At 53.5% G+C, this 14,346-nt stretch carries 15 protein-coding genes; 7 read left to right on the forward strand and 8 right to left on the reverse strand.

Going from position 1 to position 14,346, the window contains the following annotated elements:
- Positions 1 to 75: 75 nt before the first annotated feature.
- The 4 genes from grxB to HCX89_RS15360 form a co-directional block, all read right to left on the reverse strand.
- Positions 76 to 726: a glutaredoxin 2 gene (grxB, locus tag HCX89_RS15345; RefSeq protein WP_167716601.1), complete on the reverse strand. Its 651-nt coding sequence runs from the start codon at positions 724 to 726 to the stop codon at positions 76 to 78.
- Entirely contained in the window at positions 726 to 1,646 is a 921-nt protein-coding gene (locus HCX89_RS15350; protein WP_167716603.1) for a sterol desaturase family protein, read from the reverse strand. Before HCX89_RS15350 ends, grxB begins: the two co-directional genes overlap by 1 nt.
- Before the next feature lie 21 nt (positions 1,647 to 1,667).
- Positions 1,668 to 2,729 carry a DUF2804 domain-containing protein gene (locus tag HCX89_RS15355; RefSeq protein ID WP_071237188.1) on the reverse strand — a complete coding sequence of 354 codons (1,062 nt, stop codon included), beginning with the start codon at positions 2,727 to 2,729 and terminating at the stop codon, positions 1,668 to 1,670.
- A 127-nt stretch (positions 2,730 to 2,856) separates the two neighbouring features.
- Positions 2,857 to 3,441 (reverse strand): porin family protein, encoded by a 585-nt coding sequence (locus tag HCX89_RS15360; protein ID WP_052678777.1) that lies wholly within the window; start codon positions 3,439 to 3,441, stop codon positions 2,857 to 2,859.
- Between the two features lie 161 nt (positions 3,442 to 3,602).
- On the opposite strand from HCX89_RS15360, the gene HCX89_RS15365 reads away from it, so the two are divergent.
- The 4 genes from HCX89_RS15365 to HCX89_RS15380 all read left to right on the forward strand — a co-directional run bounded on the left by HCX89_RS15365 (position 3,603) and on the right by HCX89_RS15380 (position 7,053).
- Complete coding sequence (locus tag HCX89_RS15365) at positions 3,603 to 4,169, forward strand: YajG family lipoprotein (protein WP_025889928.1); 567 nt, start codon at positions 3,603 to 3,605, stop codon at positions 4,167 to 4,169.
- Positions 4,170 to 4,234: 65 nt separating this feature from the next.
- Complete coding sequence (locus tag HCX89_RS15370; RefSeq protein ID WP_167716605.1) at positions 4,235 to 4,819, forward strand: peptidylprolyl isomerase; 585 nt, start codon at positions 4,235 to 4,237, stop codon at positions 4,817 to 4,819.
- Between the two features lie 66 nt (positions 4,820 to 4,885).
- Entirely contained in the window at positions 4,886 to 5,206 is a 321-nt protein-coding gene (locus HCX89_RS15375) for a hypothetical protein (RefSeq protein ID WP_025011704.1), read from the forward strand.
- 161 nt (positions 5,207 to 5,367) lie between these two features.
- Positions 5,368 to 7,053: an MFS transporter gene (locus tag HCX89_RS15380; RefSeq protein ID WP_117199846.1), complete on the forward strand. Its 1,686-nt coding sequence runs from the start codon at positions 5,368 to 5,370 to the stop codon at positions 7,051 to 7,053.
- Here HCX89_RS15380 and HCX89_RS15385 read toward each other — a convergent pair.
- Positions 7,050 to 7,535 (reverse strand): YajQ family cyclic di-GMP-binding protein, encoded by a 486-nt coding sequence (locus tag HCX89_RS15385; protein ID WP_062793931.1) that lies wholly within the window; start codon positions 7,533 to 7,535, stop codon positions 7,050 to 7,052. The two genes, HCX89_RS15380 and HCX89_RS15385, sit on opposite strands and share 4 nt — an antisense overlap.
- A 145-nt stretch (positions 7,536 to 7,680) precedes the next feature.
- On the opposite strand from HCX89_RS15385, the gene HCX89_RS15390 reads away from it, so the two are divergent.
- On the forward strand, positions 7,681 to 8,040 hold the full coding sequence (locus HCX89_RS15390; RefSeq protein WP_028779729.1) for a VanZ family protein: 360 nt from the start codon (positions 7,681 to 7,683) through the stop codon (positions 8,038 to 8,040).
- A gap of 5 nt (positions 8,041 to 8,045) precedes the next feature.
- Positions 8,046 to 8,975, forward strand: a complete 930-nt coding sequence (locus HCX89_RS15395; RefSeq protein ID WP_167716607.1) for a ketopantoate reductase family protein — start codon at positions 8,046 to 8,048, stop codon at positions 8,973 to 8,975.
- Here HCX89_RS15395 and HCX89_RS15400 read toward each other — a convergent pair.
- The 3 genes from HCX89_RS15400 to HCX89_RS15410 all read right to left on the reverse strand — a co-directional run bounded on the left by HCX89_RS15400 (position 8,961) and on the right by HCX89_RS15410 (position 12,206).
- The gene (locus HCX89_RS15400) at positions 8,961 to 10,172 is read right to left on the reverse strand and encodes a DUF819 domain-containing protein (protein WP_144380436.1); all 1,212 of its coding nucleotides are present in this window, start codon (positions 10,170 to 10,172) and stop codon (positions 8,961 to 8,963) included. The two genes, HCX89_RS15395 and HCX89_RS15400, sit on opposite strands and share 15 nt — an antisense overlap.
- Positions 10,169 to 11,077 (reverse strand): LysR family transcriptional regulator, encoded by a 909-nt coding sequence (locus HCX89_RS15405; protein WP_107005946.1) that lies wholly within the window; start codon positions 11,075 to 11,077, stop codon positions 10,169 to 10,171. Before HCX89_RS15405 ends, HCX89_RS15400 begins: the two co-directional genes overlap by 4 nt.
- 112 nt (positions 11,078 to 11,189) lie before the next feature.
- Positions 11,190 to 12,206, reverse strand: a complete 1,017-nt coding sequence (locus HCX89_RS15410) for a porin (RefSeq protein ID WP_240539408.1) — start codon at positions 12,204 to 12,206, stop codon at positions 11,190 to 11,192.
- A 285-nt stretch (positions 12,207 to 12,491) separates the two neighbouring features.
- Between HCX89_RS15410 and HCX89_RS15415 the strand changes: the two genes are divergently transcribed.
- Positions 12,492 to 14,261: a flavocytochrome c gene (locus HCX89_RS15415; protein WP_144380435.1), complete on the forward strand. Its 1,770-nt coding sequence runs from the start codon at positions 12,492 to 12,494 to the stop codon at positions 14,259 to 14,261.
- The last annotated feature ends 85 nt before the right edge of the window (positions 14,262 to 14,346 follow it).

Genomic DNA, 14,346 nt, shown 5'->3' on the forward strand with positions numbered 1-14,346 from the left:
AAACGAATGAAAAAGACAGGTCCAGCACTGGCCTGTCTTTTTTTGGGTGTAGTTATCTGGCTCAGATAAAGCCGCTCAGACGGCTCTGTCGTCGTACAAGTCGATTTGAGTCAGCGCCGCCACTTCTTCGATATAGGCACGCACTCTGGCCGGGAATACCAGCCCCTTGACCATGGTCAGGTTTCTCAGGCCGGGGAACAGGTTGATATCATCAATACTCAACTTATTGCCCCGCTCCGACGGCAATTGCAGCCAGTCGAGCCGCGGCCAACACTTAGCCAGGCCCTCAAGATAATCGGCCGTTTGCGCAAGCGCTTTCTCGAAAGACATCTCTATCATGGCGCTCTTGTTTTGGGTAAACCAGGCAATCGCCTCTTGGCTGCCAAATTCGGGCAGACCGAGCAACACACTGCGGGGATAGAGCAAGCGACTGCTGAAATAACCGGATGCCTCCTGCCATTGGCTGACCGCATCGGCCTGGCTGGCAAGGGTAATGACCGGCTTACCATCCAGATTATCCAGATAGCTTACGATATCCATGCTCTCGGCCATGAAGCTGCCATCGGCTTTTTGTAAAATGGGCACCATATTGGCGCCGACCATAGCTATTCTGGACTCCACATCATGGTTTTGCAGATAGACCCGCTCCACCGGCAACGCCTTAAGCCCCACCAGCATCATAGCCTTGACGCAATAGGGACAATGGTCAAACACAAAAAGCTTCATCAGTACTCCTTAGCTTCCTTGGAACTGTCAGGGCCATCAGCATATCCTCCGAGGCCGGAGCCGGGCAACTCCTGACTGGCCGGCGGCGCAAACAACAAACGCCAACGCTGCCTGAAACTAAGCCCGGGGCGGCTTACTTCCGCCAACATATCGCGCCATTCGGCAAAGGTGACAGTCACAGGATTAAAGCTGTTGACCGGCTTGGTAATACCATAGCGCACGGTTTCCCGCTCCGGCTCGAAGCTGCCGAATAATCTATCCCAAATGATCAACACCCCGGCGTAGTTCTTATCTATGTACTGAGGATTGCGGCCATGGTGCACCCTGTGATGAGACGGAGTGTTGAATATCCACTCCAAGGGCCCAAGACGTTTGATGGCCTGGGTATGGACAAAAAATTGCAGGCCCAGATTAAGCAGCACCACAAATACCACCCAGTTGGGATCGAAGCCTATGATCACCAAGGGCAGCCAAAACAGCCACATGCCCGCCAATGGGTACATCAGGCTCTGACGAAAGGCGGTGGAAAAATTCATGTTTTCCGAGCTGTGGTGCACTACATGGGCTGCCCACATCCAGCGGCATCTGTGGCTGGCCCGGTGGAACCAGTAATAGCAAAAGTCCTGCCCCAGCATCAGCAGCAGAAAGGTCCAGCCATTCATCTCAATGTCGAACAAACGCCAGCCGAATAACCACAAATACAGTTTGGCCAGCAGTAACCCTGTGAGAATATCGGCGCCCTGGTGCATGCCTGCCAGCACAAAGTTACAGAAAACCTCCGCCGGCCGATAGCGGGCATTCTCAGGCAAACGTCTGAGGCGGTCACCGAAAAACCACTCCAATGCCATACAGATGAAGAACAGCGGCGCCAATACCAGCAGCAGCCATTCAGGGTGGGAAATAAGTAAATTGAAATCCATTTTTATTCCTTTTATTCCAGCTCACCACTTGGCAAAGTGATCTTCTGTCAGGCCGCTCTGCTGCACCAGCTCATGGCGCTTGCCCAGGGAGTCTTTGACCCAACCGGAAAACAGCCCGGTATACTGGCGAAAATTGCTTTTAAGCAACCCCAGGTTGAGCCTCTCGCTGCGGCACCCCAAGGACGAAAATGCCAACTCCAGGTCGCCGCGCTCAGACCAAACTCGCCATTGGCCGCCTGATGCTGCCATGCGGTCAAACTCAAAATGCACCGGCGACAGCAAATGCCTGGCACCATCAACCCAAAGCACGTTTTCACAAGAGCCGGTCTCGTTAACCCCGGCCGCCAGGTTTAGCCCCAACCCCTTACCCTCAATATCGGCATTAATAGAGGCCCAGCGCCAACTGGTTTCCCGGCGCATAAAGCCTGCGGAAAAGTCATAACCGGCTCTGGCATGCAGCAGCGGCTGGGGTTCATGATTGAAGGACAACTGGCCGGAGACCTTGAGGGCATTGTGTTTCTGGGTATAGGTCCAACCGTTGTAACCGGTTGGACTGCAAAGCGACATCGGTAAGCTGAGCGGTTCGGGAACCAAGGTCAGCTCCCCCTCAAGTGGCATTCCCTGTAGTTTAAGATCCAGACTCAGTTGCCATTGCCCCTGCTCACGCCGAAAGTGAATGCCGCCCATACGGCTCTCCCCCTGCCATGGCGAACGGCTCAGGTTAAAACCAGCGGGTGGCCGCAGCAGATTCTGCTGATACATGCGACGACTCTGCACATCAAACAGATAACAGAAACCACTGCCAAGATAGGCGATATCCGCCAAGGCAACGCCCAGCATCCATCTGGGGCTGTTAAGGCCAATAAACTCAAACTGCTTATAACTGCAACGCTGTTTCAGGCGTGAAACCCTGCGGTCCATCTCATTGAACAGCTGAAAGTCTGCCAATCCCAGGCTTTTTGGCGGCCCGTCGAAATGACCAAACAGAGGCCGGCCGTGAACATCTATCAAAGAGTCAGGTGCCGCCTGAGTTGCAACCCCGGATTGAGTCGTCGGCAAAGGCCCGGATTTCAATTCCAACATATTCCCAACAGGTGTTTTTAGAGCAATAACTTGACTCTACCCTGTCGCCGTCGGAGATTGAAGTCTTGAATGTTACAAAAATGAAAAAACCCCGCTATACGGGGCTTTATACTGTTTACTATGTCATTCAGAAACGGTAACTGAGGCCGACGAATACCCCTTGATAGTCGAAGTTATCCGTCTTCAGATACACGTATTCTGTATTGATACCCAGATTGTTGCGGAAACGATATTCCCAACCGGCTGCCGCATGCAGGCCGTTTTCAGTGTCATTGAAGCCGGCGCCGTCTTTGGTATATTGATATTCGAGTTTAACCCTGGCAGCACCCAGCTTGGCATAGAAGCTGTTGCGCTCGGTAAAGCCCCAGCGGCCATAAAGGGATACTCTCGCCGCCTCGAAGCTATCCATCTGCAACTCGGTAATGCCGGAGGTAAAAGCATGGACTATACCGGCGTCGGACCAAAGGTAACCCGCTTCAACACCCCAGTTTGGGGTGAGATGATAGCGATAATAAAGCTCTGTGCCCCAGCTGTCTGAGCTGTCGTTGTCTTCGGCGTTACCGGCATCGGGATTGAAGCGGCTGATGTCATCATCATTCTGCACTCCAAGGCCTATACTGCCCCCGATAACATGTTTGCCTTCTGCGGCCCCGGCGGCAGGTACCATCAAGGTCGGCATCACCAGTGCAGCTGCCAATATAACGTACTTCATACGATTCCCCCATGATTTATAAGTGTTTTACGCGCGGATATTGCGCTTCGCTGTCTGAACCCTGACTGAACCAAAGTCGGTTATCTGCCATTGCCAGATGCTGGAAGCCAAACTCAAATCTGGTTATCCTGATGCCACCTTTTTTACAGCTTCGGATTTTTATGAAACGGCTTGCTACCTTGATGCTGGGGTCGGCGCTGCTCTTTGGCTGCGCCAGTCATACCCCCAACTTTATTGCCCTGAGCCCTGAACTGCCTGCGGTCACGCCACAGACTTCGCTGGAGCCTGCTCTGGCGCTGCAAACCCTGGATACCCGCACCGCCAACTTTATTGTGCGATTCAATGAAGATGGCAAAGCCGCACGCCTGGTCAGCCCGGCCGAGCCCCCCAGGGCCCAACTGGATCAACTGTTCCGTCAAGGTTTTGCCAAGGCCGGATACCGAATCGATCCCGCCAGTGGAAAAGAGGTGCAGCTGCAGCTGATTGAACTGCTCACTGATGTGGATGAATCCAGCTTCGGCTTTGAAGCCAAAACCAATGTCAGCATCAATCTGCTGGCGAAAAACAGCAGCCATACCCTGACCAAGCGTTATAAGGCCAAGGGGCTACTCAAGGGGCCATTCAGTGCCGACTTCGCCTCGCTGGAACTGGACATGAACAAGCTGATCACCCAGTTGAGCGGCGAAATACTCAACGACCCCGAGCTGCACAGCTTTTTGCAGCAGTAATTTATTGGACCGGTCTGTGACTCACTGGCAGGCCCGTCTGCAACACTATGATAAGGAATCTGGTCATGAGCCGATGGATACTCGCAGCCGTATTGATGCTGACCAGTCAGCTGACGCTGGCATTGGATATACAAAAAGACAATCTCTACCCCCAAGTGGAATTTGATACCAGCATGGGCAAAATCGTTGTTGAGCTGGATCGCACCCGGGCGCCCATCACTGTGGACAACTTTCTCACCTATGTGGTGCGCGGCGACTACAACAACACATTGTTTCATCGCATTATTGCCGATTTCGTGGTTCAGGGCGGCGGTCTCAGCCCCAAGTATGAAGAACTGCCTTCAGACAAGCCGATAGTCAATGAGTCGGGCAACGGCCTATCCAACAGCCTAGGCACTATAGCCATGGCCAGAGAGAATGCCCCCCATTCGGCCACCCGCCAGTTTTACTTCAATGTTGCCGACAACAAAAAGCTCGACCCATCCTCCAGGCGCTGGGGCTATGCCGTATTCGGTGAAGTCAGCCAAGGACTTGAAGTTCTGCAGAATATGGCGCTGGTAGAGACAGGCACCAACAGCACCTTGGGTTGGCCCGATGTGCCGGTTACCCAGGTTTTGTTGAAGAAAGCCACACTTCTGCCAAGAAATTAACCCAGGCCCGGCTCAGTATCAAAAAGCTGTCTATACTGAACCTGGCAAACATAAGGAGGCGATCTGATGACCCCGGAAGAGTTCATCGATGTGAAAGCGCCCCAACTGGCTCATTACGGCAAAGCATTCTTGAGCGACAAGCTGGAATTTAATGAAGTCAGATTGTATCTGTGGGATACCCTGGAAGAGTGGCATCAGCTGAACTTGCAGGGGGAAGCGCAAACGGATGTCGAACGCGTATTTTGGCACTTGTTGTACGCCTTCGATAAATGGCCCGATTGGGTATTGCGCGGTAACCAGTTTTTGCGCCAGCAACTGGACGACTGCTGTGAATACCTGTTCGGTGGTGGCCCCATACCCGAAGGCTGTATCGGCGTCAGGCCCTGAGACAGACGTTAATCTACCCCGCCCGGGTGACACTTTAATGACACGGGCAACCAATCCCCGGCTTTGCCGGGGATTTTTTATTGGGCAAACACCCAAGCACGCCTTGAAGTCGCAGGCGCGGGCTTTTACTCTAAGGCCTTTGACTCTCACCAAGCCGTGCCATGCCTCAATCTTTTTTTGCCAGCACCCGAGACGCCCTGAGTATCTATTTCCACAAACGGGTACTCATCTTATTGCTGCTCGGTTTTTCCGCCGGCCTGCCGCTGATGCTGGTATTTTCCACCCTGTCTTTCTGGCTCAGGGAAGCCGGGGTAGACAGAGCTGCCATTGGCTATTTCAGCTGGGTAGCCTTGATCTATGCCTTCAAGTGGGCCTGGTCCCCCCTGGTCGATCGCATGCCCCTGCCTTTGTTCAGCCAACTCTTTGGCCGCCGCCGCGGCTGGATGCTGTTCTCCCAGCTATTACTGATAGCCGCCATTTTGGGGATGGCAGGCAGTGACCCCATGGAAGATCTCACCCATCTGGCACTCTTTGCGCTGATGGTGGCCTTTTCCTCCGCCACCCAGGACATAGTGGTCGATGCCTTTCGTATCGAGTCGGCGCCGGAAAAAATGCAGGCGGCACTGGCCGCCGCCTATCAGGTAGGCTATCGCAGCGCGATGATCATAGCCACGGCAGGCTCACTGACTATCGCCGCCTGGGTTTCTCCCGAGCCGGAAAGCTATGATCTCCAGAGCTGGCAAACCGCCTATCTGATAATGGCAGGCCTCATGGGCATAGGCATACTGGCGACACTTTTTGCCAAAGAGCCGGCAGTGGATATCAGCTCGATAGGGGAAGAGGAAGCCAACCTCAGAGACAGGCTCAGGGCCAACCTGGCACCCAGACTCTCGGTCTGGGCCGCACCGACCAACCTGTTTATCCTGCGCCATGGCAAGTTACTGCTCCTGCTGCTGGGGCTTTATTTCTGTTTTAGCCTGGCTGAACCCTTCACCCAGGTACTGCAATCCTACTTTCCGAGTCAGGCCTTGAATACAGATGCAGTCACGCTGGCCTCTATGGGGCTCATTCTGCTGCTCTGGTTGCTGATCTTCGGCGTCAAAAGTAAAGACAGGGCTATTCAAGAGCAGGCGGCCAAGCAGTTGACCCAGGCCGGCACAGATAGGATGGCCGCCTTTATCTCCTGGCTCTACAGCGCCGTGGCCCTGCCCTTTATCGATTTCTTTCGCCGCTACGGCAAGAGCGCGATTCTGATCCTTATGCTGATCTCCTGCTACCGGATCTCGGATATCGTCATGGGGATCATGGCCAATGTTTTCTATGTGGATATGGGCTTCAGCAAGGAAGAGATCGCCACCCTGAGCAAGGTCTATGGTCTGATAATGACCCTGGTGGGCTCGGCATTCGGCGGGGTGTTGTTGGCACGCTTCGGCACCATAAAAATCCTCTATGTCGGCGCCTTCCTGGTGGCCACCACCAATTTGTTGTTCGCCCTGCAGGCCATGGTGGGCTACAACGTGCCGCTGCTGACCCTGGCAATTTCGGTGGACAACTTCAGCGGCGGTATCGCCACAGCGGCCTTTATCGCCTACCTCTCCAGCCTCACCAGCAGTGGCTACAGTGCCACTCAGTATGCACTGCTGTCTTCGGTGATGTTACTGTTTCCCAAGTTTATTGCCGGCTTCTCCGGCGCCTGGGTCAACGCCTTTGGCTATGTGAATTTCTTTGTCAGCGCCAGCATCATAGGCTTGCCCGTGCTGCTGCTGATTTGGCTGGTGCAAAAAAACAGCCCGCCGAAGCGGGCCGATACTGCTCAAGATACGCTCAAGTCGCAGATTAACGACTAGTCGCGGAAGTTATTGAACTGGAACGGCTGGCCCAGCTCGGCATTACGGGCCAGCGCCATCACGGCCTGCAAGTCGTCACGCTTCTTGCCTGTGACCCGTACCGAGTCGCCCTGGATTTGCGCCTGCACCTTTACCTTGCTGTCTTTGATCTGTTTTACCAGCTTCTTGGCCACATCGGCCTCGATGCCTTGTTTGAACTTGACCTTCAAAGAGAACATCTTGCCGCTGTGAATCGCCTTCTCATCCACTTCCATCGCCTTGGGATCCACATTACGACGGCTCAGTTGGGTTCTTAAAATATCCACCATCTGATTGCACTGAAAGTCAGACTCTGCCGACAGGGTCACCACAAAGTCTTTATACTCCACCGCAAATTCCACCCCGCGGAAATCGAAGCGGGTATCCAATTCACGTTTGCTGTTATCCACCGCGTTACGCAGCTCAACGGCATCTACTTCTGACACTATATCGAATGAGGGCATTTCGTCGCCTTTTACTTATCAGTCAAACCAATAGCGCCAGTCTACCCTAAGTTGAAGCCGAGCTGAATAAATCCACGTCTGCTGATGACAGCCAGGCTTTATTTTGACTATGATGTTCGCCAAGCTTTCCAACCCTGCGTGATTTGTGATTAACCGACAGCTGCTGTTTAAAATTGCTTTGTTGATTGCCCTGGCGGTGATCAGCTACCTGGTTTTTTCCAAGCCTAACTATCCACAGAGCATCCCTAATCTGGATAAAGTGGGTCATATAGGTAGTTTCTTTGCCCTCGCCTGGCTGACCTATCTGGCGTTCCGCCCCCGCTGGTACTTGATGTTTGCCACCCTGGCCGGATACGGCATTCTGATAGAGATGGTGCAATCCCGTCTGCCCTACCGCAGCGCAGATGTGGCCGACTTTGTCGCCGATATGGCCGGAGTCGTACTCTTCTACTTCTCACTCTGGGGCTATCGCAGATATTTTCGCGCCGCCATGTTGAGGGAGTAACCCGGATGCAGCTAGGGATCCTCGGCGTTGGAGCCATAGGGCAACTACTGGCGCAGCAACTGGCCGCAGCCGGGCTTGAACCTTGGTTATTACCCAGAGTATTGCCAACGGCCAACACCCGGCCATTGGCTGAACAGGGCAAAGAACACGTCTATACCCTGGAGCTTGGCGACCAGAGTCTGCAAACATCATTTCTGTGCCTGGCGCAGGACTCGAGCAAGCTCAAGCAGCTCGATCTCTTGCTGGTCACGGTCAAAGCCTATCAGGTTGAAGCGGCGCTGGAGCCTTTGCTGCCAAAACTTCACCCGGATTGCCGCATCCTGCTGCTGCACAATGGGCTTGGTCCCCATCAGAGCCTGGCTGCCAAGCTGAATGGCCGGCCGCTGAGCCTGGGCACCACCAGCCAGGGAGCGCTGAAACTCAGCAGCAATCATATTCGCCAAACCGGCAGCGGTCTGACCCAGATAGGTGACTTAATCGGCGCCCTCATGCCAGAGGCGATGAAAACCGTTCTGCTCAATGCCATTCCCGGCAGTCAGTGGAGTGATACCATTCTCGAAGCCCTGTGGCAAAAGCTGGCGGTCAATGCCGTTATCAATCCGCTGACCGCCATTCACAGAGTCAACAACGGCGCCCTGGCCGCCCCCGAGTTTGAGGGAACAATCTGCGCCATTCTCGATGAGCTGTTACAGGTAGCCAAGCAGGAAAGCATAGCGCTGACGTTCGATACGCTGCACACCAGAGTCAAGGAAGTGATACGGCTAACCGCCGCCAACTACTCCTCCATGTATCAGGACCTCAAGCACGGCCGCAAGACGGAAATTGACTATATCAACGGTTACCTGCAGCAGCGCGCCGAGCAATATGGGCTCACACTGCCAATCAACAGCGAACTGGTGGCCCAAATAAAGGCGCTTGAATCAAATCTGCTTTAACCACTGGCCGCAGGCCCAGGCAATAAAGTTGGCCCAGGCGTAGCCAAATACCGCGATCAGAACCGCAAGAGGCACCAATGCCTGGCGATAGGCGCTTGTGACCACAGGCGCCGAAGCCGCCCCGCCAAGATTACACTGACTGGCAATGGCGAGATAACCGAATGGAAGTCTCAACACTCTCGCCGCCAGCAGCAACAAGAAGACATGCACCAGCAACCAGATAGCCCCGATAACGAAAAACCAGGGCAAAGACCAGAGCATACCGATATCCATCTTCAGCCCCATGATAGCCAACATCAGATATAGACAGGCATTACCGACTCTGTCGGCACCATAGACCGCCAGCCGCCGCGCCGGTGTCAGCGACAGGAGCACGCTGGCCGTCGTTAACCAGACCACCAGCCAGATAAAGGGAGTATGCAGGTGATAGGCTCTGGCCATAGGCCAGTGGCGGACAATCAGCTCCGCCGTCCAATCGGCGCCCCAGTGTGCCAAGCCGCCCAGCATCAGCGGCAGGCAAAAGATCAATAACCAATGATGGCTCTGTGCCAGGCGCCGTTCCGGCAAGGGCGTATCCAGCACAGTCGCCTGCGGCTCGCGGCTTCGAAGCCAGCGATTGATTTTGGCCTCGTGGGGCGCCAGCGCCAACAGTATTGCCATCCAGATCCCTGAAAGCACCACATTCACAGTAACAAAAACCGCAAAGATACTGTCACCGGCACCGAACAGTTCTTTCATCGCCATCTGATTGGCGGTGCCACCGACCCAATTACCTGCCAGGGTCGCCATGCCGCGCCAGAGGCTATCCTCCCCCTGCGGCAGCAAGAGCTCAGGCTGTATGTATCCCACCAACCACAGCGCCAGCGGCCCCCCGACAAAGACCCCCAGACTGCCGATAAAAAACAGTAGCAGCAGCTTACCGCCACAGCGCCAAATACTGCCGATATCCAGCCCCAGCAGCATCAACACCAGACACATGGGCATAAGGTAATCGACGGCAAACTTGGGTAACTGAGAGTCTTTTACCGCAATCAGCCCCATGGTGTTGAGCAGTGATGGCACGAAATAACAGGCCACCATCACCGGCAAGATCCGATAACAGCGACGCCAGAAAGGGCTATTGAGACCGCTGGTGTAGAATATGCCTCCCAAGATCAGGCAAAGAATGCCAAACAGCTGAAAATCGGTTTGGATCATGCCGGCCGTTGCTCATCGAACTCGCGTTGATCCAACATAAATTCCAGAAAATTGGCCGGTAACGGGGCAAGCACTTCCTCGGCCCGGCGGATCACCCAATAGTTACGTTCAAAGTCCCAGCCGGGCAGTTCCAACTCCACCAGATCGCCACGATCCAATTCGGCATCTATCGCCATAAAGGGCAAGATACTGACCCCATAGCCAGTGGCCGTGGCGCGCTTGATGGCCCCCAGAGTTCCCATGGTGATGGTTTGCGATGGCACAATGCCAACGCTGTGCAGTAACTGCATAGCCCTGACGCGGGCAACCGTCGCGCTTTCATCCAGATACCAGACTTCACGCGACAGGCGTTCGGTATCGACAACCTCTTTAGCCAGGGGGTTATCGGCGCCGCAAACAATGCAGATCCTGTCTCTGAGCCAAGGCTCACAGCAGAGATTGGCCAGCGACGGCTTGGCGTCAACAAAGGCCAGGTCCAGTTCCCGTTCGGAGACCATCCTCTCTATGTGGCTTGAATCTTTGATCATCAAGCGAATTCCTGTGGCCGGGAAACATTGATGGAACACAGGCAAGCGCCGCGATAACACATAGTTTCCCGCAGTTTTACTGGCGCCGACCGTCAGTGTGCCACACACGCCACTGGCACTGGCGTGAAATAACTGCTGTACCTGCTGCTCTGACGCCAACATCCCGTTGGCGTATGGCAGCAACAACTCCCCCTGCGGGTTGAGCAGCAAACCTGTCGCACTGCGCTCAAACAGGCGGCACCCCAGCGCTGACTCCAACTCTTTCAGCGCCATACTGACGGCCGGAACCGACATATGCAGCTTCCTGGCAGCACGGGAGATCTGCCCTTCGGCATGTATGCACTTGAATACCAGCAGTTGTTTGAGAGTTATCTTCATCAGGGAAATCGCCGCGGTTTGGGTTGGCGTATTTTAGCAATCCCGTTACCGGGAAAAGTTGATCCAGCCGAGCCTGCGATAAGGCTCGGAAACCAGCTACAAATACTGTGACTCAGAACATGTGTTTCATCGCCAGAGTCATCAGCTTGTCGTCATACTCCGTATAACCTCCTGCGTCGGTAAAATCGCCATCCAGATAGGTGGTTATCAAGCTGAACGTGGTGCTTTTGGAAGCTCGATAGTCCAACCCCAAAGACGCCTGCCAACTGGAGGCATCTGTCACACTGGCTTTATCAGCCAGGCTGGATACCACCTTGCCATTGCCTGAGTTGTCATACAGATATTGCGCCTTGAAACTGTATTGCTGCCAAGGGATCTCCATGCTGGCAAGCAAACTGTTGCCACTGAGATTTTGATATTTCTGCGACTCGGAATGCTGATACATAAACCCCAACTTGGCACCGGCCAAGCGAGCACCGGCAACGGCTCGCACCGCATCCAAGGCATTGAGACTATCGGCATAGGCCAGCGCCAGATACCAGGCATGTTGTTTCAATTTGGCATCACCCGCTGTCAGGCTCAGTGCATAATTGCCGTTTGAGCCATTTTGCTCCGGCAAGTTATCGGCAAATTGATAGCTCACGCCCAGCTGCACTCCATACCATTTGGGTGAGTAATAAGTAGCTGAATCTCCCAGGCGGTCATTCCCGGCGATAATTTTTGCCATATCACTGGAAGTGATATTGAATAAATCCACCTTACCTTCCGTCTTTTTAAACACAGTATCATTACGACCAAATACCAGTGTACCTAATTGGCTTTCGACACCCAGATAAGTATTACGGGATTTAAACAGCGAAGAAGTATCAAAGTAGCCGCCGTTATTACCAAACTCCATCACATAAACAATATTGATATTGTCGTTGAGTTTTTCTTTACCCTTGACGCCGATAAAGGAGGCATAGTTTTCCAGATAAGCACCGTTTTCCTTTCTATCTGACAGCAAACCGCTGTCCGAGTGACTCAGCCCAAGCCAAGCCCGGCCATAAAAGTCGGGTGCAGCCTGGCTGACCAGCGGCAACAGCGAGCAGGTAATTCCAGCAATAATCGTTTTTCTTAGGTTCATCATTTTGTCTCTTTATATTTATGAGTTGAGATATGAGTAAGCGCCGAAATATAGTAAAAACTTTTATACCCATTTGAGCATTGACTGGATCACACACTCATAACAGAGACATCATTTTCAATTTTATTGAAAATGAATTAAGCGAATTCAAAACCATGAATTAAGAAAACTTGAAACCTATTTCAACAATTAATAACTCGACATCAAACTTGAGCCGCCTCACCTTTTTTTACATTTTATTTGCTCATGCTAATAACGAATCCAATAACAAATATTTTAGGGAGCAATATGAAACTCACTTATCTCAGCGGTCTGCTGGTCTGTTGCCTTTTCGGTGCAGCCGGAGTGCAGGCGGCACCTCAGGATCTGGGCAAATTTCACAGCGACAGCCAGCAAGGCTGCAAAACCTGCCATGTTTCGCCTAACAAGATTGACGACAGCGAGGCCCATGAAAATCAACAGTGCCGCAGCTGTCACGGAGACTACAGCGACCTGAAGAACCCAGCCCTGGAGATAGATCCCCACGGCTCTCACCTGGGTGATATCGCCTGTACCAGTTGCCACAAGGGGCACGAAGCACCCAAATTTTACTGCAATGAATGCCACTCTTTTGAACATAAACCCATGCCCTTTGCCGATGTCAAAGCCAAACCGGCCTGGGACAAAGAATGGGATCAGCAAAAAATTCAGCAGGCTATCGCCGCGGGACCAAAACAAAGCACAGATGTGGTGGTAATAGGTGCCGGCAGTGCCGGCTATAACGCTGCCATCAGCGCCAAACAGGCCGGAGCCAAGGTGGTATTGCTGGAAAAAGCCCCCTTCTCCGGCGGCAACTCCATGCTGGCGGCCGGTGGCTATAACGCCGTGGGTACCAAACAACAAGCCGCCCACAAGGTGGACGACCAGGTGGCCTGGTATGTGGAAGATACGATGAAAGGCGGTCGCTACGCCAACGATCCCAAGTTGGTGCAAATTCTGGCGCAGCAGTCAGCCGACGGTATCAAATGGCTTGAATCCCTCGGCGCCAATATGGATGATCTCAAACGCTCCGGAGGCGCCCGGGTGGACAGGACACACAGACCATCAGGCGGGCTCAGCGTCGGGCCACATATCATAGATGTACTACGTAAGGCCGCAGACAAAAATCAGGTGGAAACCCGCCTCAATTCACGGGCAGTGAAACTGGTAGTGAATGACGAGCAGCAGATACTCGGGGTAGTGATCCACGGTAAACACTCTGGCTATTACATGTTGGGCGCCAAATCCGTGGTGCTGGCAACCGGTGGCTATGGCATGAACAAAGAGATGATCGCCTACTATCGCCCAACCTTTAAAGGCATGACCAGTTCCAACAATATTACCGCAACCGGCGATGGCATCGAAATGGCCAAGTCCATAGGCGCCAGCATGACAGATATCGACTGGATCCAGGCACACCCAACCATAGGCAAAGACAGCCGCATCTTAATCTCTGAAACCGTGCGCGGTGTCGGGGCTATCATGGTCAACAAGGATGGCAAACGTTTTATCAACGAGTTGACCACCCGCGACCGGGCATCGGATGCCATTCTCAAGCAACCCGAACAGTTTGCCTGGTTGGTGTTCGACAACCAACTGTACAAAAAAGCCAAAATGGTACGCGGCTATGATCACCTTAAGATGTTGAAAAAGGCTGATAATGTAGCCGAGTTGGCCAAACTCACCGGCATGCAACCCAAGGCACTGGAGCAAACGGTGAGTAGTTACAACCACTCTTTCAAAGTCGGCAAAGACAGCGAATTCAACCGTGAAAATATGCCGCTTGATCTGACTCAGGCTCCCTTCTATGCGGTGAAAGTTGCTCCAGGCATTCATCACACCATGGGTGGGGTCGCCATAGATGAGAAAGCCGAGGTACTGAACCTGCAAAGCTGGCCCATCAAAGGCCTGTATGCCGCCGGAGAGGTGACGGGTGGGGTACATGGCTACAACCGTCTGGGCGGTAATGCGGTGGCCGATACGGTTATCTTCGGTCGTATCGCGGGTAAGAATGCTGCCGACAACGCGTTGGCCAAATAGGCTCCCTGCAAAGAGTGCCCTCGGCACTCTGAGCCGGCTCGCTCCCGGGCCGGCTCACTCCCCAACACACTAAGGACACACAGAT

Source organism: Shewanella sp. Iso12 (genome assembly GCF_012030025.1).
GTDB classification, from domain to species: Bacteria; Pseudomonadota; Gammaproteobacteria; order Enterobacterales; family Shewanellaceae; genus Shewanella; species Shewanella algae.

Bases quoted from the DNA above. Each gene is read 5' to 3' on its own strand.
- grxB (WP_167716601.1), bottom strand. From the start codon at position 726: ATGAAGCTTTTTGTGTTTGACCATTGTCCCTATTGCGTCAAGGCTATG.
- HCX89_RS15350 (WP_167716603.1), bottom strand. From the start codon at position 1,646: ATGGATTTCAATTTACTTATTTCCCACCCTGAATGGCTGCTGCTGGTA.
- HCX89_RS15355 (WP_071237188.1), bottom strand. From the start codon at position 2,729: ATGTTGGAATTGAAATCCGGGCCTTTGCCGACGACTCAATCCGGGGTT.
- HCX89_RS15360 (WP_052678777.1), bottom strand. From the start codon at position 3,441: ATGAAGTACGTTATATTGGCAGCTGCACTGGTGATGCCGACCTTGATG.
- HCX89_RS15365 (WP_025889928.1), top strand. From the start codon at position 3,603: ATGAAACGGCTTGCTACCTTGATGCTGGGGTCGGCGCTGCTCTTTGGC.
- HCX89_RS15370 (WP_167716605.1), top strand. From the start codon at position 4,235: ATGAGCCGATGGATACTCGCAGCCGTATTGATGCTGACCAGTCAGCTG.
- HCX89_RS15375 (WP_025011704.1), top strand. From the start codon at position 4,886: ATGACCCCGGAAGAGTTCATCGATGTGAAAGCGCCCCAACTGGCTCAT.
- HCX89_RS15380 (WP_117199846.1), top strand. From the start codon at position 5,368: ATGCCTCAATCTTTTTTTGCCAGCACCCGAGACGCCCTGAGTATCTAT.
- HCX89_RS15385 (WP_062793931.1), bottom strand. From the start codon at position 7,535: ATGCCCTCATTCGATATAGTGTCAGAAGTAGATGCCGTTGAGCTGCGT.
- HCX89_RS15395 (WP_167716607.1), top strand. From the start codon at position 8,046: ATGCAGCTAGGGATCCTCGGCGTTGGAGCCATAGGGCAACTACTGGCG.
- HCX89_RS15400 (WP_144380436.1), bottom strand. From the start codon at position 10,172: ATGATCCAAACCGATTTTCAGCTGTTTGGCATTCTTTGCCTGATCTTG.
- HCX89_RS15405 (WP_107005946.1), bottom strand. From the start codon at position 11,077: ATGAAGATAACTCTCAAACAACTGCTGGTATTCAAGTGCATACATGCC.
- HCX89_RS15410 (WP_240539408.1), bottom strand. From the start codon at position 12,206: ATGATGAACCTAAGAAAAACGATTATTGCTGGAATTACCTGCTCGCTG.
- HCX89_RS15415 (WP_144380435.1), top strand. From the start codon at position 12,492: ATGAAACTCACTTATCTCAGCGGTCTGCTGGTCTGTTGCCTTTTCGGT.